Origin of the sequence: Pseudomonas putida (assembly GCA_029953615.1) — a bacterium.
Taxonomy (GTDB): Bacteria; Pseudomonadota; Gammaproteobacteria; order Pseudomonadales; family Pseudomonadaceae; genus Aquipseudomonas.
The window spans coordinates 4,101,941-4,127,836 of sequence record CP124529.1 but is presented as its reverse complement, the minus strand read 5'-3'; the positions used below and the strand labels follow the sequence as shown (position 1 = coordinate 4,127,836).

At 64.0% G+C, this 25,896-nt stretch carries 18 protein-coding genes and 1 pseudogene; 7 read left to right on the top strand and 12 right to left on the bottom strand.

Translation table 11 applies throughout. The features are described 5' to 3' along the window. Nucleotides 1-8 precede the first annotated feature (8 nt). Both QIY50_18960 and cobA read left to right on the top strand, forming a co-directional pair. Nucleotides 9-1,679 carry a bifunctional protein-serine/threonine kinase/phosphatase gene (locus QIY50_18960; GenBank protein WGV19429.1) on the top strand — a complete coding sequence of 557 codons (1,671 nt, stop codon included), beginning with the start codon at nucleotides 9-11 and terminating at the stop codon, nucleotides 1,677-1,679. Between the two features lie 27 nt (nucleotides 1,680-1,706). Beyond that, nucleotides 1,707-2,447, top strand: coding sequence for a uroporphyrinogen-III C-methyltransferase (cobA, locus tag QIY50_18955; GenBank protein WGV19428.1), 741 nt, complete (start codon nucleotides 1,707-1,709; stop codon nucleotides 2,445-2,447). Nucleotides 2,448-2,567: 120 nt separating this feature from the next. On the opposite strand, the gene QIY50_18950 is transcribed toward cobA, so the two are convergent. The 8 genes from QIY50_18950 to ppsA all read right to left on the bottom strand — a co-directional run bounded on the left by QIY50_18950 (nucleotide 2,568) and on the right by ppsA (nucleotide 10,906). Further along, entirely contained in the window at nucleotides 2,568-3,605 is a 1,038-nt protein-coding gene (locus QIY50_18950; protein ID WGV19427.1) for an OmpA family protein, read from the bottom strand. 111 nt (nucleotides 3,606-3,716) lie between these two features. Next, nucleotides 3,717-4,283: an RNA polymerase sigma factor SigX gene (gene sigX / locus QIY50_18945; GenBank protein WGV19426.1), complete on the bottom strand. Its 567-nt coding sequence runs from the start codon at nucleotides 4,281-4,283 to the stop codon at nucleotides 3,717-3,719. Nucleotides 4,284-4,395: 112 nt separating this feature from the next. Then, nucleotides 4,396-5,220, bottom strand: a complete 825-nt coding sequence (locus QIY50_18940; protein ID WGV19425.1) for a mechanosensitive ion channel — start codon at nucleotides 5,218-5,220, stop codon at nucleotides 4,396-4,398. Nucleotides 5,221-5,222: 2 nt separating this feature from the next. Further along, on the bottom strand, nucleotides 5,223-5,495 hold the full coding sequence (locus QIY50_18935; GenBank protein WGV19424.1) for a CrfX protein: 273 nt from the start codon (nucleotides 5,493-5,495) through the stop codon (nucleotides 5,223-5,225). A gap of 204 nt (nucleotides 5,496-5,699) precedes the next feature. After that, nucleotides 5,700-6,695: a zinc transporter ZntB gene (locus tag QIY50_18930; protein WGV19423.1), complete on the bottom strand. Its 996-nt coding sequence runs from the start codon at nucleotides 6,693-6,695 to the stop codon at nucleotides 5,700-5,702. 27 nt (nucleotides 6,696-6,722) lie between these two features. Beyond that, entirely contained in the window at nucleotides 6,723-7,214 is a 492-nt protein-coding gene (gene rraA / locus QIY50_18925; protein ID WGV19422.1) for a ribonuclease E activity regulator RraA, read from the bottom strand. Between the two features lie 221 nt (nucleotides 7,215-7,435). Continuing rightward, entirely contained in the window at nucleotides 7,436-8,428 is a 993-nt protein-coding gene (locus tag QIY50_18920) for an alpha/beta fold hydrolase (protein ID WGV19421.1), read from the bottom strand. A 102-nt stretch (nucleotides 8,429-8,530) separates the two neighbouring features. Further along, complete coding sequence (gene ppsA / locus QIY50_18915) at nucleotides 8,531-10,906, bottom strand: phosphoenolpyruvate synthase (protein ID WGV19420.1); 2,376 nt, start codon at nucleotides 10,904-10,906, stop codon at nucleotides 8,531-8,533. A gap of 177 nt (nucleotides 10,907-11,083) precedes the next feature. Between ppsA and QIY50_18910 the strand changes: the two genes are divergently transcribed. Then, nucleotides 11,084-11,902, top strand: a complete 819-nt coding sequence (locus QIY50_18910) for a pyruvate, water dikinase regulatory protein (protein ID WGV19419.1) — start codon at nucleotides 11,084-11,086, stop codon at nucleotides 11,900-11,902. A 171-nt stretch (nucleotides 11,903-12,073) separates the two neighbouring features. Here QIY50_18910 and QIY50_18905 read toward each other — a convergent pair whose 3' ends face one another. Continuing rightward, nucleotides 12,074-16,939, bottom strand: coding sequence for an NAD-glutamate dehydrogenase (locus QIY50_18905; protein WGV19418.1), 4,866 nt, complete (start codon nucleotides 16,937-16,939; stop codon nucleotides 12,074-12,076). A 274-nt stretch (nucleotides 16,940-17,213) separates the two neighbouring features. On the opposite strand from QIY50_18905, the gene QIY50_18900 reads away from it, so the two are divergent. Next, nucleotides 17,214-17,567, top strand: a complete 354-nt coding sequence (locus QIY50_18900) for a hypothetical protein (GenBank protein WGV19417.1) — start codon at nucleotides 17,214-17,216, stop codon at nucleotides 17,565-17,567. Nucleotides 17,568-17,752: 185 nt separating this feature from the next. On the opposite strand, the gene QIY50_18895 is transcribed toward QIY50_18900, so the two are convergent. After that, the gene (locus tag QIY50_18895) at nucleotides 17,753-18,658 is read right to left on the bottom strand and encodes a LysR family transcriptional regulator (protein ID WGV19416.1); all 906 of its coding nucleotides are present in this window, start codon (nucleotides 18,656-18,658) and stop codon (nucleotides 17,753-17,755) included. Nucleotides 18,659-18,783: 125 nt separating this feature from the next. Here QIY50_18895 and lysA point away from each other — a divergent pair. From lysA to QIY50_18880, 3 genes and pseudogenes are all read left to right on the top strand, one after another. Further along, nucleotides 18,784-20,017: pseudogene (lysA, locus tag QIY50_18890) on the top strand (diaminopimelate decarboxylase). Nucleotides 20,018-20,257: 240 nt separating this feature from the next. Beyond that, entirely contained in the window at nucleotides 20,258-20,701 is a 444-nt protein-coding gene (locus QIY50_18885; protein ID WGV19415.1) for an acetyltransferase, read from the top strand. Nucleotides 20,702-20,759: 58 nt separating this feature from the next. Further along, a complete protein-coding gene (locus QIY50_18880; protein ID WGV19414.1) occupies nucleotides 20,760-21,497 on the top strand; it encodes a GntR family transcriptional regulator in 738 nt (245 codons plus the stop codon). 192 nt (nucleotides 21,498-21,689) lie between these two features. On the opposite strand, the gene QIY50_18875 is transcribed toward QIY50_18880, so the two are convergent. After that, on the bottom strand, nucleotides 21,690-24,770 hold the full coding sequence (locus QIY50_18875) for a MexW/MexI family multidrug efflux RND transporter permease subunit (protein WGV19413.1): 3,081 nt from the start codon (nucleotides 24,768-24,770) through the stop codon (nucleotides 21,690-21,692). Then, nucleotides 24,767-25,864, bottom strand: a complete 1,098-nt coding sequence (locus QIY50_18870) for an efflux RND transporter periplasmic adaptor subunit (protein WGV19412.1) — start codon at nucleotides 25,862-25,864, stop codon at nucleotides 24,767-24,769. Before QIY50_18870 ends, QIY50_18875 begins: the two co-directional genes overlap by 4 nt. Nucleotides 25,865-25,896 lie beyond the last annotated feature (32 nt).

Here is a 25,896-nt window from a genome sequence, read left to right as displayed (position 1 = left end):
GCATAGCCATGAGCCTGCAACTGAACTTTGCCCAGGCCAGCGCCACCGGGCCACGCGAGGAAAACCAGGACGCCCTGCGCCTGGTTACCCCGGCGCCGGAGCTGGCCGCCAGCAAGGGCTACCTGTTCGCCCTCGCCGACGGCGTCAGCCAATGTGCCGATGGCGGCCTGGCAGCCCGTGCCAGCCTGCAGGCGCTGGCCCTGGACTATTACGCCACCCCTGCGACCTGGAGCGTGGCCCAGGCACTCGACCGCCTGCTGCTGGCGCAGAACCGCTGGTTGCGCGCCCAAGGCAGTGGCCAACCACTATTGACCACCCTCAGCGCGCTGGTGCTGCGTGGCCGGCGCTTCACCCTGGCACATGTAGGCGATTGCCGCGTGTACCGCTGGCACGCTGGGCACTTGCAATGCCTGAGCGAAGACCATGTATGGGACCAGCCGGGCATGCAGCATGTACTCAAGCGTGCACTGGGCCTGGACCAGCACCTGCTGGTGGATTATCTGGAAGGCGAGCTGCAACCGGGCGAGTGCTTTCTGCTGCTGAGCGATGGCGTATGGGCCAGCCTGGGCGACCAGCACATCCAGGCGGTGCTGCGCGAGCAACCCGACCTGCAACTGGCAGTCGACACCCTGGTCGCCAGCGCGCACCTCAACGGCAGCCAGGACAATGCCAGTGCCTTGCTGGTGCAGGTCGAACATCTGGGCACGGCCAACCTGGGCGACACCCTGGCACAGCTGCAGCATTGGCCGGTGCCCGGCCCGCTGCGTGAGGGCCAGGTCATCGATGGCTGGCAAACCGAAAAGCTGCTGTCGCACAGCCGCCAGTCGTTGCTGTACCGGGTACGCGATGGCCAGGGCCAGGCCTGGCTGCTGAAGACCCTGCCCGCCGCACGCGAGCGGGAGCCTGGCGCGGCGCAAGGGCTGTTGCTGGAGGAATGGTTCCTGCGCCGGGTCGCGGGTCGGCACTTTCCCGAGTTGCACGCCGCCAGCCAGCGCCAGCACCTGTACTATGTGATGCGCGAATACCCCGGCCAGAGCCTGGCGGCGCTTCTGGCCGAACATGGCCCGCTGCCCATGCCGCAGTGGCTGGAGCTGGCCAGGCAATTGCTGCAGGCAGTCGGCGTACTGCACCGGCGCAACCTGCTGCACCGCGACATCAAGCCAGACAACCTGCACCTGGGCAGCGATGGCCAGCTGCGCCTGCTGGACTTCGGCCTGGCCTACTGCCCGGGCCTGTCCGAAGACCCGCTGCACGAGTTGCCGGGCACACCGACATACATTGCCCCGGAAGCGTTCGACGGCCAGCCGCCCAGCCCACGCCAGGACCTGTATGCCGTGGGCGTGACGCTCTATCACCTGCTTACCGGTCACTACCCGTACGGCGAGGTGGAGGCCTTCCAGCGCCCGCGCTTTGGCCAGCCGGTCAACGCCGCGCGCTACCGCCCCGACCTGCCGGAATGGCTGCAGCATAACCTGCAGCAGGCGCTGGCCGCCGACCCGGCGCAGCGCTTCGAAACCGCGGAACATTGGCTGCTGCTGCTCGAACGGGGCGACCGCCAGGAACTGCCCAGCCGGCCACGGCCGTTGCTGGAGCGCGAGCCGTTGAAGGTCTGGCGCACCCTGGCCCTGCTGTCCTTGCTGTTCAACCTGATACTGCTGCTCACCCTGCTCAAGGGCTGAACGCGCCTTGCCGATGAGGAAAACCTGATGAATGCAAAAGTCTGGCTGGTTGGTGCCGGCCCTGGTGACCCCGAACTGCTCACCCTCAAGGCTGTGCGCGCCTTGCAGCAAGCCGCCGTGGTGATGATCGACGACCTGGTCAACCCGGCGCTGCTGGCGCATTGCCCACAGGCCCGGGTGATTGCCGTGGGCAAGCGCGGCGGCTGCCGCTCCACGCCGCAGGCGTTCATCCAGCGCCTGATGCTGCGCCATGCGCGGCAAGGGCGCTGCGTGGTACGGCTCAAGGGCGGCGACCCGTGCATCTTCGGCCGTGGCGGTGAGGAGGCGCTGTGGTTGCAGGGGCATGGTATCGAGGTGGAAGTGGTCAACGGCATCACCGCCGGCCTGGCTGGCGCCACGCAATGCGGGATTTCCCTGACCTCACGGGGTGTGAGCCGGGGCGTGACGCTGGTCACCGCTCATACCCAGGACGACAGCGAGCTGAACTGGGCGGCCTTGGCCCAGGGCGGCACGACGCTGGTGGTGTACATGGGCGTGGCCAGGCTGGAGCAGGTGCGCCAAGGGTTGCTTGAAGGGGGCATGGCAGCGGCGACGCCGGTGGCGATGATCGAAAATGCCTCGTTGCCGCAGCAGCGGGAGTGCAGGAGCGATGTGCGGGGTATGGTCGAGGATGCGCGCGGGTTTGGCTTGCGTAGCCCGGCGATAGTGGTGATTGGGGAGGTGGTTGGAGAGCAGGTGGCTCGGGACCTTGTGGCAATTGCTGGATGATAGGGTGCCTCATCTGGCCCCTTCGCGGGTTTACCCGCGAAGAGGCCGTCACAAGTGACACAAATCCCAGGCAAAGAAAAACCCGGCCGAGGCCGGGTTTTTCATGAAGCTTCAAACCAATTACTTGGCCTGGGCTTCTACCTGAGCTTCAACGCGACGGTTGATAGCGCGGCCTTCTTCGGTGGCGTTGTCGGCAACCGGACGGGTTTCGCCGTAGCCAACCGAGTCAACACGGCTGGATTCAACGCCGTACTGCTGGGTCAGGACCTGCTTGACAGCGTTGGCACGACGCTCGGACAGCTTCTGGTTGTAAGCGTCTGGGCCGACGGAGTCAGTGTGACCTTCCACGGTGGTGGTGGTCTGTGGGTACTGCTTCATGAAGTCAGCCAGGTTCTTGATGTCGCCGTAGCTGTTTGGCTTGACGACCGACTTGTCGAAGTCGAACTTGACGTCCAGCTCAACGCGAACGACTTCGGCAACAGCCGGGCAGCCATCAGCGTCAACGGTAACGTTGGCCGGGGTGTCAGGGCACTTGTCGACGTTGTCGCAAACGCCGTCGTTGTCGGAGTCGGAGCACACTTCGGCAACTGGAGCCGGAGCGACTTCAGCTTGCTTCGGGCTACCGCCGAAGTTCAGACCAACACCAACGGTCGGACCCCACTCGGTGTTGCCGTTGTCGATGTTGTACATGGCTTCTACGCCGGCACGGGCGAAGAACATGTCGGTGATGTACCACTTGGCGCCAGCGCCAACGTTGGCGAAGGTGGAGTGGTCGCGGCCGCTACGAGTGGCCTGGCCCAGGCTCTCGTGAGCGAAACCGGCGGAAACGTATGGACGCAGAGCGTCGCCCACGGTACCGAAGTGGTAGGTAGCGTCGAGCTTGGCCTTGGAACCTTTGATGTCTTTGTTGAAGACTTCACCACGCGCGTTGTGGGTCTCGTTGTAGCCGAGGTCCAGGGAAACGTCGTCGGTCAGGAAGTAGCCCAGGCGAACACCAGGATTGGTGCCGTCGTTCTTGAAGTTACGTTCGCTGTCGTAGTACTGCTTGGTAACGTTGCCTTCGATTTCCACAGCGCCTTGGCCTTGAGCCAGAACGCCGAAGGAAGTAGCAGCGACGAGCGAGCCAATGGCCAAGCCCAAGGTGTTTTTCAATTTCATCCGTTAAATCCCCATCTGGTGATAGTTAAGCAGTCCCACCACAAACAAGGGGGACAACTCGACGGCAAGTCTAGCAGAACTCGCCGGTTCGTTAGAGATATTTGCAGGCCACTAAGTTTCATCAAGGCCGGCAAATTTCTCCCGAAGCTTGTCTAGCGCGCGCTTGTAGCGCATTTTCGTTGCGCTCAGGCCCATGTGCATGATGTCGGCAATTTCCTGAAATTCCAGCTCTGCGACAAATCGCAGCACCAGGATTTCCCGGTCAATCGGGTTCACATGCACCAGCCACTTGTCCAGCCCGCCTTTTTCTTCTGGCTTGGGAGCCTTGTCTTCGGACGCCTCTTCCACAGGGTCCAGACTCAAGGCATCCATCAACCGGCGTTTACGGCGCTCCTTGCGGTACTGGGTAATGCATTCGTTGTAGGTGATGCTGTAGAGCCAGGTCTTGAACTTGGACTTACCCTCGAAGTTCTTCAGCCCGTACAGCACTTTCAGCATGACTTCCTGACAGACATCGTCCGCGTCACGGTCGTTCCCCAGGTAACGTGCACAGACGTTGAACAGGGTCCGCTGGTAGCGCCGCATGAGCTCTTCATAGGCGCGGGTAACGTGGAATAGCTCCTCATGCGAACGCGCCACCAACTCTTCGTCGGTGAGCTCGCGGGGGTCATAACGCATGGGCGGCGAATGAACTTTATTCAAAACGGATCTGGCCGACAGTCAGGTCAATGTCGCCGCGCGACCCCGTGGGTCGATTTTCGCGGCGGCATACATTAACAGCTTTGTGCGGTTAGCGGCTATTGACGCGCTGTTCAAGCAGCTCGCGGTTGGACAGCGACACCAGTTCGCCATCATCGGTCAGCAGCGTCGTCTTGACCGTACCGATTTCCTCGATATGTCCTTCGACCTCTCCAATCCGCACCTGCTGGCCCACCTGGTACAGCTCGCGCACGTAGATGCCGGCCAGGATCTGCCCGGCGATTTCGCGGCTACCCAAGCCCATTGCCAGCGCAACGGCCAGACCAACGGTAATCAGCCCGATCACGATCACATGGTTGAGCAGGTCGGTTTTCACCTCCAGCTGGCTGATGGCCACCGAGATGCTGATGATGATCACCAAGCCTTGGGTAATACGCCCCAGGCCCGCCGAGTATTCCAACCCGATGCCTTCGGCAGCGCCGCGCACCAGGCCGTTGGCCACCTGGGCCAGCAGCACGCCGGCCAGCAGCACCAGGGCTGCACCGAACACCTTGGGCAGGTACAGGGCGAGCATGTCGAGGGTTGCCGACACGCGCTCCAGGCCCAGCGATTCAGCGGCCGAGACCAGGAAGATGAGCAGCACGAACCAGTAGACGATCTTGCCGACCAGGGTCGAGATCGGCACCTGGATGCCGACCCGGCCGAGCATCTTGGTCAGCCCGGTGCCGCCCATCAGGCGGTCCAGGCCGAACTTGGCCAGCAGTTTGGACAGCAGCGTGTCGAGCAGCTTGGCCACCACGAAACCGAGCAGCACCACGACCAGCGCGCCGAACAGGTTGGGGATGAAGTTCGCTACCTTGGTCCAAAGGGCAGTCATGGCAGTGACCAGGCTCTGGGTCCAGAGATCGAGTTCCATATTCAATCGGCCTTATCTGCTTTGCTGCCGTTGGCAGCGTTGCGGGAAGAATGTCGACGCACCGGCGCAACATGCGCCGCGCCATTGTTCACGGCGATCAGCAGCGCCTGGCTCCAGCGGCCAAGCAGGCTGAACAGATCACCTGCGCCAACCTGGCGGTTGGCGGTTTTCAGCACGCGACCCAGGCAGGCGGCGTCGTCCCGGTCATCCCGGTCATTGCCGGAGGGTGACGCCTTGAGCAGGTCGCGCAGGGATTCTTCAAACGGATCGTGCATGGGCACCTCGCGCAGTGTCAGTCAGAGACGAGACGGCCGGGCGATGGGTCACACATCGCACTGGGACGAATGTTTCAAAATGAATGCGCGATGGATTCTTCGCGGGCACGCCCGCTCCCACAGGGACCGTGCCAGTTTCAGCAGCGGCGCTGTACCTGTGGGAGCGGGCAAGCCCGCGAAGAGGCCAGGACAGGCGCAACAAATCTAGACCCACCGCAACCGCCGGAACAGCCACCACTGCCCCACCGCCAGCCCCAGCACGACGATGCAGGCAAACAGGAAGCCATAGGGGTTTTCCGCCCCCGGGATACCGCCGACATTGATACCCAGCAGCCCGGTGATGAAGCTCATGGGCAGGAAGATGCAGGTAATGATGCCGAAGCGGTACATGGTGCGGTTCATCCGCTCGCTGCGCCGGCGATCCTGGCTTTCCAGCACCAGTGCCGCCCGCTCGCGGGTCAGGTCGAGCTCTTCGAGGTAGCGGATCAGGCTGTTGTTCAGCTCGTTCCAGTAATCGGCGTCGGCATCGACAAACCAGCTCCATTTGCTGCGCGAAAGCTGGGCGTAGATCTCCCGCTGCGGGGCGAGGAAACGCCGCAGACCAGCGGCACGCCGACGGATCTGCTGCAGGCAGCCGTTTTCCGGAGTGTACCGTTCGTCGGATTCAACCTTTTCTTCTTCCAGATCGACCAGTTCGGACAGGTCGCTGACCAGGCCCTGGACCTTTTCGGTCAGCAGTTCACCCATCAGCAGCAACAGCTCGGAAGCCGATTTCGGGCCCCTGCCCTCCTCCAGCTGCTGGAGAATCTCGTCACTGGCGCGCAACGGCCGCAGGCGCAGCGAAATAACCCGCTGCGCCTCGGCGAAGATGCGTACCGAGACCATGTCTTCGGGCTCTGCACCCGGGTTGAGGTTGACGCCACGCAGGAACAGCAACAGCTGTTCATCGGCCATCGGCAGCAGGCGCGGCCGGGTGTTTTCCTCTAGCAGCAGCTCGCAGGCAAACGCGCTCAAGCCGCTGTCATTCAACAGCCAGGTGCGGGTTTGCGGATGACTGCGGTCCCAGTGCAGCCACAGGCTCTGCTCGGGCTGCAGCTGCAGATCGTTCAGCTCGGTACGGGCAACCGAGCGCGCGCCGCCTTTGCCATCGAGCACCAGGGCATGTACCAGCCCCCACTGCGCGTTGTCTTCCTCGAACATCAAAGCTCCATCAGCGCAGGCGGCGCATCATGCAGGCATTTTCAGCGGGCTTGGCGAAACCAGCACGCCATTGTTGTCGGCGTACACGTACTCGCCCGGGCGGAAGGTCACCCCGGCGAAGGTCACTGCCACGTTGAGCTCGCCGACGCCGCGCCTGTCGGTCTTCATCGGGTGGCTGGCCAGGGCCTGTACGCCAAGATCGGTCTGGATCAGCACGTCGACGTCACGCACGCAGCCGTAGATCACCAGGCCTTCCCAGCCGTTTCTGGCAGCCTTTTCGGCTAGCATGTCGCCGAGCAGTGCGCGGCGCAGCGAGCCACCGCCATCGACGACCAGGACCTTGCCCTTGCCATCGAGCTCGACCTGCTCCTTGACCCGCGAGTTGTCTTCGAAGCACTTGATGGTAACGATCTGGCCACCAAACGAATCACGGCCACCAAAATTGCTGAACATCGGTTCCAGCACCTGCACCAGGTCCGGGTATGCATCACACAGGTCGGGCGTTACGTAATGCTGCATGGGAAGCTCCTGTCAGTCACAACGAAAGCGGGTATCGGTCAAGGCTACACCGTAGAGCCCATTGCAGTCATCCGGGACCGAGTGGTCAGTTGTGTTTTGCCTGTTCCGGCCCTTTCGCGGGCACGCCCCCGCTCCCACAGGGATCACACAGGGGCTGAATGCTGTGAGGTCCCTGTGGGAGCGGGCGTGCCCGCGAAAGGGGCAGTACAGGCGGCGCAAACTCAGCTGATGGGCACAGGCTCCGCCACCACCGTGGATTCATGCACCGGCACCAGCGGATCCCGCAGCCAGCGCTCCACCAACGGCCACACCTGCACCTGCGCGGCCTTGCTCACCAGCATGTCGACATGCCCGAAAGCCTCGAAGCCTTCCTCGCGCCCCAACCGCAGAAACTGCTTGCGCTCACCGCCCAACTGCTCGAACAGCTTGCGGCAAGCCCACACAGGGTCCTGGAAGTCCCCCGCTCCGGCCACCGCCAACAGTGGCACATCCACCTCGGCCAGCCCCGCCCACCAGTCGTTCTGCTTGTCGCCAAAACGCCCGAACAGGCCATGCCAGCGCATGCTCTCCAGCGCCAGGCCGATCGGCTCGTCCTCCGGCCCACGCTTGAAACGCGGCCCGGAAATCTGCCCCCAGCGCTTGAGCAGCAGCTTCGCCCCCCAGGCCAGCGGCGGTACCTTCAACGGCCAGTACACCCGGCTGATCTGAGTACCGAACAGCGCCACGCTGGCGACCTGCCCGGCAGCCAGAAAACCACCGCCAAGCGCTGCCGCCAGGGTCGTCCCCCCCAGGGAATGGCCCACCCAATGCGGCGTCTGGCCCGATTGCTCGCGCACGAACGCGGCAATCAGCGGCAGGTCATCGCGGGCATAGGCGGCAACGCTGTTGTGCTTCCAGTCATGGTTGCGCGGCGACAGGCCGTGACCTCGCATTTCCGGGATCCACACATCGAAGCCGGCGCGGGCGAGATAGGCCCCCAGGCCAACCCCTTTGGGCGAATACCAGAATCGGCGGTTGGAGAAGCTGCCGTGCAGGAGAATGACCGGCACGCCCTGGGCCTGGTCCTGATCAGCCAGCCCCAGGCGGGTGACAGCCAGCTCGACGCTGGGGTCAGGGCTGTTGCCGGCCTTGATCCGGTACACGTCTTCGCTGAGGTCGCCGCGGCGTTCGGCACTGAGCAGGGCCACGGGAAATAGAGTGCTGCTGCTTTGCATAAGGTTGCTTGGTGCACAAAAAAGGGCGGGATCCATTGCTGGAGCTCGCCCTGGAAAAAACCAGGCGGGGGTGCGCCAGACGCACCCCCGCGTTTTACTGCATCAGACCGCGCCCTGGCCTTCAGCCAGGTAGAACCAGGTTTCGAGTACCGAGTCCGGGTTCAGCGACACGCTGTCGATACCCTGCTCCATCAGCCACTTGGCCAGGTCCGGGTGGTCCGACGGGCCCTGGCCGCAGATGCCGATGTACTTGCCGGCCTTGTTGCACGCGGCAATGGCGTTGGCCAGCAGCTTCTTCACCGCCGGGTTACGCTCGTCGAACAGGTGGGCGATGATCCCCGAGTCACGGTCCAGGCCCAGGGTCAGCTGGGTCAGGTCGTTGGAGCCGATCGAGAAGCCGTCGAAGTACTCCAGGAACTCTTCGGCGAGGATGGCGTTGGACGGCAGTTCGCACATCATGATCACGCGCAGGCCGTTGTCGCCACGGGCCAGGCCGTTTTCAGCGAGCAGGTCGACGACCTGGCTGGCTTCGCCCAAGGTGCGCACGAACGGCACCATGATTTCGACGTTGGTCAGGCCCATCTCGTTGCGCACGCGCTTCAGCGCACGGCACTCGAGCTCGAAGCAGTCACGGAACGATTCGCTGATGTAACGCGAAGCGCCACGGAAGCCCAGCATCGGGTTTTCTTCTTCCGGCTCGTACAGCTTGCCGCCGATCAGGTTGGCGTACTCGTTGGACTTGAAGTCCGACAGGCGCACGATGACCTTTTTCGGGTAGAAGGCTGCCGCCAGGGTGCTGATGCCTTCGACCAGCTTCTCGACATAGAAACCGACCGGGTCGTTGTAGCCGGCGATGCGCTTGTCGACGCTGTCTTTCAGGTCGGCTGGCAGGCCGGCGTAGTTCAGCAGTGCCTTGGGGTGCACACCGATCATGCGGTTGATGATGAACTCCAGGCGCGCCAGGCCGACACCGGCGTTGGGCAGCTGGGCGAAATCGAAGGCACGGTCCGGGTTGCCGACGTTCATCATGATCTTGAACGGCAGGTCGGGCATGGCGTCGACCGAGTTCTGCTTGACGTCGAAGCCCAGCTCGCCCTCGAAGATGAAGCCGGTATCGCCTTCGGCACAGGATACGGTCACGCCCTGGCCGTCTTTCAGTACCTGGGTGGCGTTGCCGCAGCCGACCACGGCCGGAATGCCCAGCTCACGGGCGATGATCGCCGCGTGGCAGGTACGCCCGCCACGGTTGGTGACGATGGCGCTGGCGCGCTTCATCACCGGTTCCCAGTCCGGGTCGGTCATGTCGGAGACCAGCACGTCGCCCGGCTGGACCTTGTCCATTTCCGATACGTCGTTGATCACGCGGACCTTGCCGGCGCCGATGCGCTGGCCAATGGCACGGCCTTCGACCAGTACGGTGCCCTTCTCTTTCAGCAGGTAGCGTTCCATGACATTGGCGCTGGAGCGGCTTTTCACGGTCTCAGGGCGCGCCTGGACGATGTACAGCTTGCCGTCATCACCGTCCTTGGCCCATTCGATGTCCATAGGGCGCTGGTAGTGCTGCTCGATGATCATGGCCTGCTTGGCCAGCTCGCTGACCTCGGCATCGGTCAGGCAGAAGCGTGCGCGCTCGGCGCGGTCCACTTCGACGGTCTTGACCGAGCGGCCGGCCTTGGCTTCTTCACCGTAGACCATCTTGATCGCCTTGCTGCCCAGGTTGCGGCGCAGGATGGCCGGGCGGCCGGCCTGCAGGGTGTTCTTGTGCACGTAGAATTCGTCAGGGTTGACCGCACCCTGTACCACGGTTTCGCCCAGGCCGTAGGCGCCGGTGATGAACACCACGTCGCGGAAGCCCGACTCGGTGTCGAGGGTGAACATGACGCCGGCAGTGCCGGTTTCGGAACGGACCATGCGCTGCACGCCCGCGGACAGGGCTACCAGCTTGTGGTCAAAGCCCTGGTGTACGCGGTAGGCGATGGCGCGGTCGTTGAACAGCGAGGCGAACACTTCCTTGGCTGCGCGGATCACGTTGTCGACGCCGCGGATGTTGAGGAAGGTTTCCTGCTGGCCGGCGAACGAGGCGTCCGGCAAGTCTTCGGCGGTGGCAGAGGAACGCACGGCAACTGCCATATTGTCGTTGCCGTCAGCCATTGCGGCGAAGGCCGTACGGATTTCCGAATCCAGACGTGCCGGGAAGTCGGCTTCCATGACCCACTGGCGAATCTGCGCGCCGGTCTTGGTCAGGGCATTGATGTCATCCACGTCGAGTGCGTCGAGTGCGGCATGGATACGGTCGTTGAGACCACTCTGTTCGAGAAAATCGCGGTACGCCTGCGCCGTAGTGGCAAAGCCGCCCGGCACCGATACACCAGCACCTGCGAGGTTGCTGATCATCTCGCCCAGGGATGCGTTCTTGCCCCCCACATGCTCTACATCATGGACGCCGAGCTTATCGAGGGAAACTACGTACTCTACCAAGGTGATCTCTCCACTAACTGTATTGGAAAAGCTCAAGGGCGCCCGCCTGCCTTCATTGACTTGGCCGGACGCTTGTGGCCTGTACCTGGAAAATAAGTGAGAATGCCGACAGCCGCATTCGGCAAACCGAACTTATCATATCCAGAAAACGTCATCAGCTTAAGGCCCAGATCGCAAATGAAACGAACCGCGTTCTTCATCTCCGACGGCACCGGCATCACCGCCGAAACCCTGGGCCAGAGTCTGCTCGCTCAATTCGAGAGCATTCCCTTCAATAAATTCACCCGTCCCTACATCGATTCGCCGGAAAAGGCGCGAACCATGGTCCAGCAAATCAACGCTGCGGCCGAGCGCGATGGTGTACGTCCGATCATCTTCGACACCATCGTCAATCAGGACATCCGTGAGATCCTGGCGACCTCGAATGGCTTCATGATCGACATCTTTTCTTCGTTTTTATCCCCGCTTGAACAGGAATTGACCGCCCATTCGTCGTATTCCGTCGGCAAGTCGCACTCCATTGGCGGCAATTCCAACTACATGGAACGCATCGAGGCGGTGAATTTCGCCCTGGACAACGACGATGGCGCGCGCACCCACTACTACGACAAGGCCGACCTGATCCTGGTAGGCGTATCGCGCTGCGGCAAGACCCCCACCTGCCTGTACATGGCCATGCAATTCGGCATCCGCGCCGCCAACTACCCGCTGACCGAGGACGACATGGAGCGCCTGCAGCTGCCGGCGGTGCTGAAAAAGCACCACAACAAGCTGTTCGGCCTGACCATCGACCCCGACCGGCTGACCGCCATCCGCCATGAACGCAAGCCGAACAGCCGCTATTCCAGCTTTGCCCAGTGCGAGTTCGAAGTGCGCGAGGTGGAGAACCTGTTCCGCCGGGAGAACATTCCCAACATCAATTCCACGCATTTTTCGGTGGAAGAGATTTCGGCGAAGATCCTGGTGGAGAAAGGGGTGGAGCGCAGGTTCAAGTAAGCCTGCACCGGCCTCTTCGCGGGCGCGCCCGCTCCCACAGGGGACCTTACTGCACTCGAGCCTTGTGGTACTCCTGTGGGAGCGGGCAAGCCCGCGAAGAGGCCGACCCAGGAATACAAAAAAAAGCCCCGGTATCACTGCCGGGGCTTTTTTATTACTGCGTCACCAGACTCAGGACGGCACCACCGCCGCCTGCCCGCTAATGGCCAGGTCGACCAGCTCGCGGTTGGCCACCGCGTACATCGCATAGTCGGTGCCAGTGGCATTGCGCAGGTCGTCCAGCATGGCGCGCCAGCGCTCCACCATCACCCGGTGCTGCTCGGCCCACAGCGCCACGCGGGCGTCCATGTCTTCCGGCGCATCGGCCATCTGCAGTACCGAGATGGTGATCGCCCGCTGCTGCAGGTCGATGTCGTCGCGGAACGCCTCGCGGGCCAGCGCCTGCCAGTTGTTCTCCACCGGCAGGTTGCTGATTTCCTGCAGATACCAGGTCAGGTCCAGTGCGCTGCCCACGGCGAAGAACGCCTTGGCCACCTGCGCCGGGTCATGCCCGGTGACATCAGCCGCCTCGATGATCGGCAGCAGGGTATACAGATGGCTGGTGCCAGCCACCATGCGCGCCAGCAACTCCGGCACACCGGCCTCGACAAAGCCCTGGTAACGCACCATCCAGCGCTCGCGGGTCGGGCCTTCGAGCAACTCGTCGAGCTTGAGCCCCAGTTGCGCGATCTTCGGCCCGAAATGCGCGGTGTCACGCCCGGCGTCCTGCTCGTTGCGGCGGCTGCGCAGGAACCAGCGGGTGGCACGGCGGCCCAGGCGCATCAGCTCGTCCATCAGGATCAGCTGGATCTCCGCCGGCACCTGGTAGTCCAGTGCCTCGATCTGGCGGAACCAGTGCGGCAGGTGGAAGATGTCGCGCACGATCACGTAGGCACCGGCCACGTTGGCCGGGCTCATGCCTGTCGACTCCTTCAGGCGCTGGACGAAGGTGATACCCATGTTGTTGACCAGGTCGTTGGCGATCTGGGTGCTGACGATTTCGCGCTTCAGGCGGTGACGGCGCATGGACTCGGCGAACTTGCTGACCAGCGACGGCGGGAAGGCGGTTTCCATGTCGCGGGTCAGGTAGTCGTCGTCCGGCACCAGCGACTTGAGCAGCTGTTCCTTGAGGTCGATCTTGCTGTACGAGATCAGCACCGACAGCTCGGCGCGGGTCAGGCCCTGGCCGGCGGCCAGGCGCTCGGCCAACTGCTCTTCGGACGGCAGGAACTCGATGGCGCGGTCCAGCTTGCCACGGGCTTCCAGGTCAGCCATCAGGCGCTTGTACTCGGCAATCCGCTCGCGGGCGCGGCGGGCAGCCAGCGACAGCGCCTGGGTCTGCTTGTAGTTGTTGCCCAGCACCAGGCCGGCCACTTCGTCGGTCATGCTGCCCAGCAACTGGTTGCGCTGCTTCTCGGTCATGTCGCCACCCTGCACCACTTCGTTGAGCAGGATCTTGATGTTGACCTCGTGGTCGGAGCAGTCCACACCGCCGGCGTTGTCGATGAAGTCGGTGTTGGTGGCACCGCCGTGCAGGCCGAACTCGACCCGGCCAAGCTGGGTCATGCCCAGGTTGCCGCCCTCGCCCACCACCTTGCAGCGCAGTTCGTTGCCATTGACCCGCAGCGCGTCGTTGGCCTTGTCGCCGACATCGGCGTGGCTCTCGGTGCTGGCCTTGACGTAGGTACCGATGCCACCGTTCCATAGCAGGTCTACCGGTGCCTTGAGCAGTGCATTGAGCAGCTCGGTCGGGGTCAGGCGGTCGGCGTCGATGGCGAAGCGCTCTTTCATCTGCGGGCTGATGGCGATGCTCTTGGCACTGCGCGGGAAGATCCCGCCGCCTTCGGACATGATGCTGGTGTCGTAGTCGCTCCAGGCCGAACGTGGCAGGTCGAACAGGCGCTTGCGCTCGGCAAAGCTTGCGGCTGGCTCCGGGTTCGGGTCGATGAAGATGTGCAGGTGGTTGAACGCCGCCACCAGTTGCAGCTTGTCGGACATCAGCAGGCCGTTGCCGAACACGTCGCCGGCCATGTCGCCGACGCCAATGACGGTGATCGGGTCTTCCTGCACATTGATGCCGCGCTCGCGGAAGTGGCGCTGCACGCCCACCCAGGCGCCGCGCGCGGTAATGCCCATCTTCTTGTGGTCGTAACCGGCCGAGCCGCCCGAGGCGAAGGCATCGCCCAGCCAGAAGCCGTAGTCGATGGCAATGCCGTTGGCGATGTCGGAGAAGGTCGCGGTGCCCTTGTCGGCGGCCACCACCAGGTACGGGTCGTCATCGTCATGGCGCACCACGTTGGCCGGTGGCACCACACCACCGTCCTTGAGGTTGTCGGTGATGTCGAGCAGGCCGGAAATGAAGATGCGGTAGCACGCCACGCCTTCGGCAGCGATCTCGTCACGGCTGCCGCCCAGCGGCAGGCGGCGCGGCAGGAAGCCGCCCTTGGCGCCGACCGGCACGATGACCGAGTTCTTCACCTGCTGGGCTTTTACCAGGCCCAGCACCTCGGTGCGGAAGTCTTCCTCACGGTCGGACCAGCGCAGGCCGCCGCGGGCGACGTTGCCAAAGCGCAGGTGCACGCCCTCGACCCGTGGCGAGTAGACGAATATCTCGAACTTGGGCACCGGTTTAGGCAGTTCGGGGATCAGCTTGGGGTTGAACTTGAAGCTGAAGTACGACTTGTTCTGGCCGTTGGCGTCCGGTTGGTAGAAGTTGGTGCGCAGGGTGGCCTTGATCAGGTCCAGGTAGCGGCGCAGGATGCGGTCTTCGTTCAGCACCTGCACGTCATCCAGCGCGCTCAGGATGGCTTGCTCCAGGCGCAGCTGCTTGTCATCCAGGTCGTCCTGGGTGAGCTTGCGCGCCAGGTAGAAGCGGGTCTTGAACAACCGGGTCAGCTCACGGGCGATGTCGGTGTGGTTGTTCAGGGTGCTGGCGATGTAGCCCAGGTCGAAGCCCAGGCGGATCTGCTTCAGGTAGCGGGCATAGGCACGCAGCAGCGCCACGTCGCGCCATGGCAGGCCGGCGGTCAGCACCAGGCGGTTGAAGGCATCGTTCTCGGCATCGCCGCGAACAATGTGGATGAAGGCGTCCTGCAGCACATCGTTGAGCTGCTGGATGTCCAGGCTCAGGCCTTCGCTGTAGGTGAAGGCGAAGTCGTGGATCCAGTATTCGCGGCCACTGGCATGGCGCAGCCGGTACGGGAACTCGCCGAGCACGCGCAGGCCAAGGTTTTCCAGGATCGGCAGCACGTCGGACAGCGCCAGCGGCGTGTCGGCGTGGTAGAGCTTGCAGTGCAGGATGCGCTCGCCGACCTGGGTCAGCGGCTGGTAGAAGCTCATCGCCAGCGGCTTGCTTTCCGACAGGTTCAGCACGTGCTGCAGGTCGACTACCGCCGAGTGCGCGGCGAAGCGCTCGCGGTAGCCGGCCGGGAACCCTTTGGGGAAGTCGGCGAGGATGTTGGTGCCCTGGGCTTCGCCGAAGTTCTCGATCACCAGCGCCGAGTAGTCGTCATTCCACGAGCGGCAGGCCTGGATCACTTCGCGTTCCAGCTGCTGCGGGTCGATGTCGATGCGGTTTTTCGGGTCTACCCGCAGAATCAGTTGCACACGGGCCAGCACCGATTCGGAGAAGAAGGTCCAGAACTCGCAGTCGCTGGCCTTCAGGCGCTCCATCAGCACCTGCTGGATCTTCTGCCGCACTTCGGTGGAGTAGATTTCCCGTGGAACATAAGCCAGGCAGTAGCAGAAGCGGCCGTACGGGTCTTTGCGCAGGAACACGCGGATCTTGTTGCGCTCCTGGATTTGCACAATCGACATGACCGTGCTGAACAGCTCGTCGACCGGGGTCTGGAACAGGTCGTCGCGCGGCAGCACTTCCAATACCTGCGCCAGTTCCTTGCCCAGGTGGGCTTTGGGATCGAAGCCCGAGCGACGCTCTACTTCGGTGACCTTTTCACGGATATAAGGGATGGCATGCACGCTTTCGCCGTACACCGACGAGGTGTACAGGCCCATGAAGCGGTGCTCCTTGATCACCTTGCCGTCGGCATCCAGCTGGCGGATCGACACGTAGTCCGGGTAGGCGGGGCGGTGTACGCGGCTGGGCAGCGCGGCCTTGGCGAACGACAGCAGCAGCGGCTCGTTGAGGTAGGCCACGGCATAGTCTTCGATGCGCAGCTCGTCGCTGGTCAGGCCCACACGCAGGCGGCGCGGCAGGCCGAGGAACGACTGCTCGTCGTAGACCATCTGGCCGCCTTCGGCGCCGCCCTTGACGGTGAATTCTTCATAGCCCAGGAAGGTGAAGTGGTTGTCCAGCAGCCACTCGAGGAACGCCTTGACCTCGCCTTTTTCGTGGTGCGCCGGGCCAAAGGCGGTCTGTTCCACCTCCGCCACCACTTCACGCAGCTTGGCCTTCATCGGTTCGAAGTCGGCCACCACCACCCGCACCTCGGCCAGCACCTGCTCGATCTCGCGGGCCAGCACCGTCAGCTCGGCGGCGTTTGCGCAACGGTCGATCTCCAGGTACATCAGCGATTCATGGCGTACGCCCTCGCCCTGGGTGCCCTTGGGCAGCAGCTCCAGCAGCTCGCCCTTGGCGCCGCGGCGTACGCTGAGCACGGTGGTCTGCAGGGTGTGAATGCTGTAGCCGCGGCGGTTGAGCTCGGTACGTACCGAGTCGACCAGGAACGGCAGGTCGTGGTGCAGCACTTCGACCACGCTGTGGGTCGATTGCCAGCCATTGCGTTCGTAATCGGGGTTGTACACCCGTACTTGCGGGTATTCGGGGTCGAAACGCTCGATGATGCGCCAGGCTGACAGGGTGCAGCCGGCCAGGTCGGAAAGCCTGCGTTGGGTGAGTTCGTCCAGAGAGATGATGCCGAAGAACTGCTCGGCGAACAGCGCAACTTGTGGCAGGGACTGTTCGCTGATGTGCTGCGCCAGGGCCGCTTGCAGTTGATGCTGGAAGTCGGCTTTGCTGGCTGCGGTGAAGAACGCCATCTGTGGTACTCCGCTTGGGCTTTGTAATAGTTGAAGCGTCGCTGCGTGCGCCATGTACGGATCAACGATAGCCAACCCGTGGCAAAGCGGACGGTAAAACCAGGCGTTGAGCGTACACAGGCACGCCCAGGGCTCGCCGAAGCTTAACGACTGATCGGTCATCAAGGCTTGCAGCGCTGCGACAATTTCGGTCAAGGGGCGGTAACTTTACGTTTATGCCTGTCGGCAAGGCTGTCAGAATTGCCTTCCGTTTCCTTTGATCCGAGCCTTGTCCATGCAAATCAATACTGCCCTGCTGTTCGCCACCCCTTGCGATGACGAGGAAGACAACATGGCGACCCTGTGCTGCCACAGCGACAAGGGCCAGATGTTTCTGCTGACCCGCTATCCGGACGAAGACACCGTCGACCTGACCCTGGATGACGAGCCGTCGACGCTGGATGGGTTGAAAGTGACCCTGAGTGCCAAGCGCCTGCTGATCGAAGTGGCGGCCGGTGACCGCGATGCACTGAAGGGCGATGACGTGCTGGAGATCAACCTGACCAGCGAGTTGAGCGACATGGATGAAGTGAAGGAAACCCTGGAGAACATCCTGGCCGGGACCGGTACCTTCGTCTGCGAAATCTGAACACTTGCGCGGTCCCTGTGGGAGCGGGCGTGCCCGCGAAGCAGGCGACGCGGTGGCTGGCACCGGCTACGCCGGTGTTCGCGGCCACGGCCGCTCCCACAGGGACCGCATGAACCCGAAACCTGCGCGATCCCTGTGGGACCGGCTTTACCCGCGAAGCAGGCGACGCGGTGGCTCAGAGGGCTTCAGATCAGTGCCGCCTGCATCTCCCGGGCCTGCACCCGCAACGCCTCACAAAACGGCTCCACCGCCGCCGACGCCGGCCGGTGGTCCGGCCTGATCAGCATCACCTGGTATGGCACCGACACCCGCAACCGCCGGATCGGCAACCCGCCCTGCGCCGCCTCCAGTCCGCTCAGCGGGTTGATGATCGCCACCCCCAGGCCCTGCCTGACCATGGCACATACCGAGGCAGCACTGGTGGTCTCGATGACCGTGCGGCGGTTCACCCCCGCCGCACGGAAGTGCTGGTCCAGGCGCTGGCGGTAAGTGTCGAGGCTGGCCAGGTTGATGAAATCGACCTCGTGAAAATCGCTCAGCTCCAGCTCGGACCTGGCCTGCAACGGGTGCCCGTCAGGCAGCACGCATACCATGTTGGCGCTGAACAGCAATTCACCGTAGGCGCCACGCGGTATCTGCTCGACCTCGGTCAGGCCCAGGTCATGCTGCTGGGCCACCAGTGATTCTTCCAGCAACGGCGACTCCTGCGCCAGGATACTCACGCTCACCCCCCGGTGCTGCTGGTGAAAGCGCTGGCAAACCTTGGGCAGCAAGGTCTGGGAAAACAGCGGCAGGCAGGTAATGGCCAGCCGGCCCTGCTCGAAGTTGCGAATGGCCTGGGCAAAGCGGTCGATGCGCTCCAGTCCTACGTAGGCCCGCTCAACCTCCTCGATCAACAGCAGCGCCTGGGCCGTCGCCACCAGGCGGCCACCTTCGCGCTCGAACAGGTTCAGCCCGGTTACCTGCTCCAGCCGCGCCAGCTCACGGCTGACGGTGGGCTGCGAGGTAAACAGCAGGCGCGCCGCACCGGTAACGCTGCCAGCGGCCATGATGGCGCGGAACACTTCGATATGGCGGACGGACAGTTTCACGACAATACCTGGCAAGTCGGCGGATGTTCATATCAGATATGAATGGCTGACAGAAAAATAGCTATTTTTCTGAATTACTGCTTTGGCTCATTCTCGTGGCCTTCCTTATTATGAGTAACGCCACCATGACTGCACCCTTCCCGCTTCTGGCCGAGGCTGTCCGCCAGCACGGCTCGCCGCTGTGGGCCTACGACGCCGGCACCATCGCCGAGCGTGTCGAACAGCTGAAGGCATTCGACACCGTGCGCTTCGCCCAGAAGGCCAACCCCAACCTGCACGTGCTGCGCCTGATGCGCGCCCACGGCCTGGTGCTGGACGCGGTGTCGCTGGGCGAAATGGAACGGGCTTTTGCCGCGGGCGCAAGCGTGGATGGCGACCCTGCCGGCGTGGTGCTGACGTGCGATGCGCTGGATCGGCCTACCCTGGAGCGGGTAGTGGCCTCGAAGATCGAAGTCAACGCCGGCTCGATCGACATGCTGCGCCAGCTGGGCGAACGCTCGCCCGGCCACCGCGTGTGGATCCGCATCAACCCCGGCTTCGGCCACGGCCACAGCCGCAAGACCAACACCGGCGGCGAGAACAGCAAGCACGGTATCTGGCACGAAGAACTGGGCGAAGCGCTGACCTGCGTGAAAACCTACGGCCTGCACCTGGTGGGCGTGCACATGCACATCGGCTCCGGGGTGGATTACCAACATCTCGAGCAAGTGGCCCGCTCGATGATCGAGCTGATCGGCCGCCTGGGCGTGGACATCGAGGCGTTCTCCATTGGCGGCGGGCTTTCCACCCCGTACCGCAGCAGCGACACGCCGGTCGACCTGCAACGCTACGCCCGGACCTGGGCCGTGGCCCGCAAGGAAATCGAAGCGATGCTTGGCCACCCTGTGCGCATGGAGATAGAGCCAGGGCGCTTCCTGGTGGCGGAATCGGGCTACCTGGTGGCCGAGGTACGCGCCGTGAAGCAGGTCGGTCGCAATACCTTCGTCATGATCGACGCCGGCTTCAACGACCTGATGCGCCCGGCGATGTACGGCGCCTACCACCGCATGACCCTGCTCGACGCCAACGGCCAGCCGGTGGACCGCCCACGGCAGCCGACCGTGGTGGCCGGGCCGCTGTGCGAGTCGGGCGATGTATTTACCCAGGATGATCAGCAACTGGCCCCGCATGACCTGCCCCCAGGCGCAGGTGGGTGACCTGCTGGTGATCCACGACGCCGGGGCCTATGGCGCGTCGATGTCGTCGAACTACAACAGCCGGCCATTGCTGCCGGAGTTCCTGATCGAGGATGGCGCGCTGCGGATGATCCGCCGGCGGCAGACGGTGCAGGACCTGCTGAGCCTGGAGGCTGGCCTCTAAGCACGATCCACCCGGCACGGGCTTCGCCCGTGTTCGCGGGTAAACCCGCCCCCACAGGTACGACTCTGCCCTCCAGGCCGGCGCCGTACCTGTGGGAGCGGGTTTACCCGCGAAAGGGCCAGCCCAGGCAACGCATCAACTGATGCGCTACACACCATCCATTGCCCCACCCCACACAATCCGGGTACCCTTTTTCTTCCTCCCAGCCTTCCCGGCCATCCACCGCTCAGGCATGACCCCATGATCATTCGCCAAAGCATCGCTGCAGACCACCCGCAACTGCTCGATATCTGGCTGCGCGCCGTACGCGCCACACATCACTTTCTGCAAGCCTCCGACATCGACGCGCTGCTGCCGCAATTGCGCGACGTCTATTTTCAGGCCGTCGAACTCTGGGTTGCAGTTGACACCGAAGACCGCCCGCTGGGCTTTATCGGCTTCAATGGCGACCACGTGGAAATGCTCTTCGTCGACCCTGAGCGCCACGGCCAGGGCATAGGCCGCGCGCTGCTGGATTTCGGCCGCCAGTCGCGCAGCACGATGAGCGTCGATGTCAACGAGCAGAACCCGCAGGCAGTGGGCTTCTATCGGCATTACGGCTTCATCCAGACTGGCCGCTCACCGCTGGATGGCGAGGGGCGACCGTTCCCCTTGCTGCATATGAGCTTGCCCGCACAGGCTTGATTTCCGGGGCCGCTTTGCGCCCTGCCGCTGTTACACATTTGCGAGACAGACCAAAGGTATGAACCCGACGCGCTATTCCATCGTGGCAAAGGACCTGATGGAAGGCATCGCCAGCGGCCGCTACCCGGTGGGCAGCCTGCTGCCAACCGAGTTCGAGCTGTGCGAGCTGTACAATGTGAGCCGGCACACGGTGCGCGCAGCGATCAACCAGTTGCTCGACCAAGGGCTTGTATCGCGGCGCAAGCGCGTGGGCACCCGGGTCGAGGCCAGCACCCCGCGCGGTGGCTACTCGCAGTCATTGGCCAGCGTGGCGGAGCTGGCGCACCTGGCGCAAACCCAGCAACGGGAAATCCAGGACGTTCGCCACTTCGTCGCTGACCTGAACCAGGCGGCGCGGCTGGGGCTGGTACCGGGCGAGCATTACTTCTGCGTGTCCAGCATCCGCGTCGACCGCGCGCACAACGCAGCACCGCTGTGCTGGAGCGCTGTGTATGCGCAGCGCGATTATGCCGAAGTCATCGAGTTGGCCCGCGAGCACCCCGACCAGCTGATTGCCGGGCTGATCGAGCAGCGCTATGGCCGGTCGATCGCGGTGGTCGACCAGCAGGTGCGGGCAGTGTTGCTGAGCACGGAAATGGCCCGGGCGCTGAAGGCCGAGGCAGGCGCGCCGGGGCTGAAGATCATTCGCCATTACCGCGAGGAAAACGGCGACCTGATGGCGGTTGCCGAGACGGTGCACCCCGATGACCGCTTTACCCTGATTACCCAGATACGTCGGGATCGGTCGCCGTCCTGATCGGGCAATCGGGGCCGCTGTGCGGCCCATCGCCGGCAAGCCAGCTCCCACAAGGATCGCGCCAGCTTTTAGAAATTGAGCAAGACAGTTGCTCCCAGAAGTACTGCACAAGGCTTGAGGTCAATGCAGTCGAGGTGGGAGCTGGCTTGCCGGCGATGGGCTGCGCAGCAGCCCCAATGGCCCGGTTCCCCTTCACATACCCAGCACCCGCTCAGCCTCCGCCAACTGCTGCCCCCGCACCGTGGTCAGCCGATGGTCGCGCGCCAGCCAGGCATAGATCGTCGGCAGCACAAACAGGGTAAACAAGGTCCCCACCAGCATCCCGCACACGATCACCACGCCCAGGCCAAAGCGGCTGTTGGCCCCGGCGCCACTGGCGAACAGCAGCGGCAGCACGCCGAAAGTCATCGCCGCGGTGGTCATCAGCACCGGCCGCAGGCGTATCTGCGCGGCGCGAACAATGGCAGCGGCGCGGTCAAGGTTGTCACGCACCTGGATCTCGTTGGCAAACTCCACCATCAGGATGCCGTGCTTGCTGATCAGGCCGATCAGGGTCACCAGGCCGATCTGCGTATAGATATTCAGCGTGGCCCAGCCCAGCGCCAGCGGCAGCAGTGCACCACAGATCGAAAGCGGCACGGTCACCAGGATGATCAGCGGGTCCAGCAGGCTTTCGTACTGCGCGGCCAGCACCAGGTAGATCACCACCAGGGCGGCGAGAAACGCCCACATCAGGGCATAGCCCTCCTGTACGTACTGACGCGATTCCGATAGCCAGTCATGGCTGAAGCCAGGTGGCAGTTCAGCGGCAAGCTGTTCGAGAAATGCCACGGCATTGCCCATCGACACACCGGGCGCCGGGATCGCCTGCAGAGTACTGGCGTTCTGCTGGTCGAACTGCAGCAAGCGGTTGGGCGCCACTTCGATGTCCAGCTGCACCACTGTGGCCAGCGGCACCAGGCTGCCGTTTTCGGCGCGCACGTACTGGCGGTTCAGCGCCGCTGGCGTCAGGCGCTGGTCCTGGATGCTTTGCGGGATCACGTCGTAGGAGCGCCCGAACAGGGCGAAACGGTTGAGGTACTGCTCGCCCACCAGCACGCCCAGCGACTCGCCGATGGCCTGCATGCTGATGCCCAGGCTGGCCGCCTTGGCGCGATCGATGCGCACCTTGACCACCGGGTTGTTGTAGTCGAGGTCGCTGTCCACCACGCTGAACAGGCCGCTGTCGCGGGCGCGCTGCTTGATCATCTCCATGGTCTGGTACAGCTCGGGGTAGCCCTGTGCGCTGCGCAATACCATCTGCACCGGCAAGCCACCGCTGGAGCCCGGCAGCGAGGCTACCTGGAAGGCGAAGATGCTACTGCCCTCGATGTCCGCCACGGCCTGCTGCAACTGCGCCTGCACCTGCGCGGCGGAACGCTCGCGGGCCTGCCAGGCGCTGAGGTTGATGCCGCCGAAACTGGCGGACGGGCCGTCGGTGCCGTTGATGATCCAGGTGTCGGTGGTTTCGGCGAGGGACTTCATCACCTGGTCCAGCTTCAGGGCAAAGCGCTCCACATAATCCAGGCTGGCATGCTGCGGGGACTTGATGGCCGTCAGCACCGCCGCCTGGTCCTCGGGCGGGGCCAGCTCGCGCTGCGGCAGCAGGTACAGCCAAGGCAGGCTCAGGCACACCACAAGCGCCACACCACCACTGATCCAGCGATGCGACAGGGTGTAGGCGAGTATTCGCCCATAGGCCCCGGTCAGCATACCGAACAAGCGGTCCGCCATGTTGGCCATGGCACCATGCTGCTGGCCGGGTTGCAACAACAGCGAGCTCATTACCGGCGACAGGGTGAGCGCGACGATGCCGGACACGATCACCGCCCCCGCCAGGGTCAGGGCAAACTCACGGAACAGCGTGCCGGTCAGCCCGCCCATCAAGCCGATCGGCGCGTATACGGCGGCCAGGGTCAGGGTCATGGCGATCACCGGCCCGGCGATTTCCCGCGCCCCGGCCAGCGCCGCGGCAACCGGCGACTTGCCCTCTTCGATATGGCGGTGCACGTTCTCCACCACCACGATGGCATCGTCCACCACCAGGCCGATGGCCAGCACCATCGCCAGCAAGGTCAGCAGGTTCAGGCTGAAGCCGAACAGCAGCATCAGGCCCGCAGCCCCCAACATCGACAGCGGAATGGCCACCACCGCGATCACCACGCTGCGCAGCGAACCCAGGCACAGCCAGATGACCAGCACCACGATCAGCATGGCCTCCACCAGGGTGTGCAGCACCTCGTCGATCGAGGCGTCGATGAAGCGGGCGGTCTCGTAGGCCAGCGCCACCTCCACCCCGGGTGGCAGGGTCTGGCGGATCTGCGGCAGCAGCTGGCGAATACCCTCGACGATCACCAGCGGGTTGCCGGTAGGGGTGGGGAACAGCCCCAGGTGCACGGCGGGCTTGCCGTCCATGGTGGCGCTGGTCTGGGTGGCCGCCGCGCTCAGCTCGACGGTGCCGACATCGCGCAGGCGCACCAGGTCGGTGCCATCGTTGCGGATGATCAGCTCGCGGAAGTCCTCGACCCGGGTCAGGTCAGTGTCCACCTGGATGTCGGCCAGCACGTACTGCCCGCGCACCTGTCCCGGCGTTGCCTGGTAGTTGTTGGCACGCACCGCCTGTGCCACGTCGGCGGCTGTTACCCCACGCCCGGCCATCTGCTCGCTGTCCAGCCACAGGCGCATGGCCAGGCGCTGGCCGCCGAACGACTGCACCTTGGCCACACCATCGATGCCGGAGAACTGCGGCTCCACCACCCGCGACAGGTAATCGCTCAGCTCGGGTATCGACAAGGTTTCGCTGGCAAAGCCTACGTAGGCTACCGCGGTGGAGTCACCTGCCGATAGCTCCACTACCGGGTCGTAGGCCTTTTCCGGCAGGCGATAGCGCACCTGGTTGACCTTGGCCATGGTCTCGGCAAGTGCCTGGGTCGAGTCGCGGTTGAGCACCATGCGCAAGGTGATCAGGCTGCGCCCCTGCTGCGACGACGAGGACAGGTAGTCGATGCCCTCGACCGACGACACCGCCTGGGTGATCGGCTGGGTCACGAAGCCTTGCATCAGCTCGGCGGAGGCACCGGGGTACTCGGTGCTGATGCTGATGGTGGAGGTTTCCAGCAGCGGGTACTGGCGGATCGGCAGCTTGCCCAGGGCAAACAGCCCCAGCAGGATGATCAGGCTGCTGACTACCAGCGCCAGTACCGGGCGGCGGACAAAGAGGTCGGTGAACGTCACGATTGCCGCCCTCCCTGACTGGCCTGCAGGCTGTCCTGCGCCACGGGCTCGACCGGCATGCCGTCGCTCAGTTTCAACTGGCCGGAAACCACCACCTGGTCACCGGGCGCCAGGCCGGAAGTGATTTCCACCCGCCCCTGCCAGCGCTCACCGGTGGTCACCCGCACCCGGCTGACCCGGGTACCCTGTTGCGGGTCCCCGGTAGCGACGAACACCGTCTGCCCGTAGGCGGTATAGGTGATCGCGGTTTCCGGCACGGCCAGCACGCTTGACGGCTGCGCGGCATCCAGGCGCACGCCGGCGTACATGCCGGGCTGCAACTGCCCGTCCGGGTTCGGCAAGGCTGCCTGCACCTGCACCAGACGCGCCTTGCTGACCACCGGGTCCACCGCGACCACCCGGGCCTGGAAGTCCTGCCCGCGCACCGCATCCACCGTCAGCGCCAGCAGTTGCCCCACGTGCACTTCGGGGGCCGCTTGTTCGCCCAGGGAAAAATTGACGTGCAGCTGGCTGCTGTCGGCCAGGCTGGCGATGGTCTCACCGGCGCTCAGGTACTGGCCCTGATGCACCCGACGGATGCCGAGCCTGCCGGCAAACGGTGCGCGTATCGCCTTCTGCGCGATCAACGCCTCGACATGCTGCAGCTCGCCGCTGGCTACATCAACGGCGGTGGCGGCATTGTCGAGCAGCTCCTGTGACACGGCGTTAACCGCGCGCAGCTTGCGGCTGCGCTGCAGCACCACTTCGGCATTGCGCAGCCTGGCCCGCAACTGCACACGCTGGGCCTGCTCCGGGGCGTCGTTCAGTTGAACCAGCAACTGCCCTGCACTCACCAATTGCCCCGACTCGAAGGCGATGCGGGTGATGCGCCCCGCCGTCTCGGCCGCCACCTGCACCTGGTTGACCGCCTCCAGCTCTCCCGAGGCAAAATTCTGCCGTGCCAGCTGCACCTGCTCGGCCGTGGCCAGGGCCACCTTGGTCGCCGGCCATGCCGCCGCAGCCGGCGGCGCCGAACCGCTGCCGACCAATGCATAGGCAGCGGCCAGCGCACCTGCAACAGCGCCAGCACAGGCCAGTAACATCCTTTTGTTCATGCAGTGCTCCGATCATCAGGGAAAGCGGTTGC

Coding starts and splice junctions, on each gene's coding strand:
- cobA (WGV19428.1), top strand. CDS start 1,707: ATGAATGCAAAAGTCTGGCTGGTTGGTGCCGGCCCTGGTGACCCCGAA.
- QIY50_18870 (WGV19412.1), bottom strand. CDS start 25,864: ATGAACAAAAGGATGTTACTGGCCTGTGCTGGCGCTGTTGCAGGTGCG.
- rraA (WGV19422.1), bottom strand. CDS start 7,214: ATGCAGCATTACGTAACGCCCGACCTGTGTGATGCATACCCGGACCTG.
- QIY50_18960 (WGV19429.1), top strand. CDS start 9: ATGAGCCTGCAACTGAACTTTGCCCAGGCCAGCGCCACCGGGCCACGC.
- QIY50_18900 (WGV19417.1), top strand. CDS start 17,214: ATGCAAATCAATACTGCCCTGCTGTTCGCCACCCCTTGCGATGACGAG.
- QIY50_18950 (WGV19427.1), bottom strand. CDS start 3,605: ATGAAATTGAAAAACACCTTGGGCTTGGCCATTGGCTCGCTCGTCGCT.
- QIY50_18905 (WGV19418.1), bottom strand. CDS start 16,939: ATGGCGTTCTTCACCGCAGCCAGCAAAGCCGACTTCCAGCATCAACTG.
- QIY50_18930 (WGV19423.1), bottom strand. CDS start 6,695: ATGTTCGAGGAAGACAACGCGCAGTGGGGGCTGGTACATGCCCTGGTG.
- QIY50_18885 (WGV19415.1), top strand. CDS start 20,258: ATGATCATTCGCCAAAGCATCGCTGCAGACCACCCGCAACTGCTCGAT.
- QIY50_18880 (WGV19414.1), top strand. CDS start 20,760: ATGAACCCGACGCGCTATTCCATCGTGGCAAAGGACCTGATGGAAGGC.
- QIY50_18935 (WGV19424.1), bottom strand. CDS start 5,495: ATGCACGATCCGTTTGAAGAATCCCTGCGCGACCTGCTCAAGGCGTCA.
- QIY50_18940 (WGV19425.1), bottom strand. CDS start 5,220: ATGGAACTCGATCTCTGGACCCAGAGCCTGGTCACTGCCATGACTGCC.
- sigX (WGV19426.1), bottom strand. CDS start 4,283: ATGCGTTATGACCCCCGCGAGCTCACCGACGAAGAGTTGGTGGCGCGT.
- QIY50_18910 (WGV19419.1), top strand. CDS start 11,084: ATGAAACGAACCGCGTTCTTCATCTCCGACGGCACCGGCATCACCGCC.
- QIY50_18920 (WGV19421.1), bottom strand. CDS start 8,428: ATGCAAAGCAGCAGCACTCTATTTCCCGTGGCCCTGCTCAGTGCCGAA.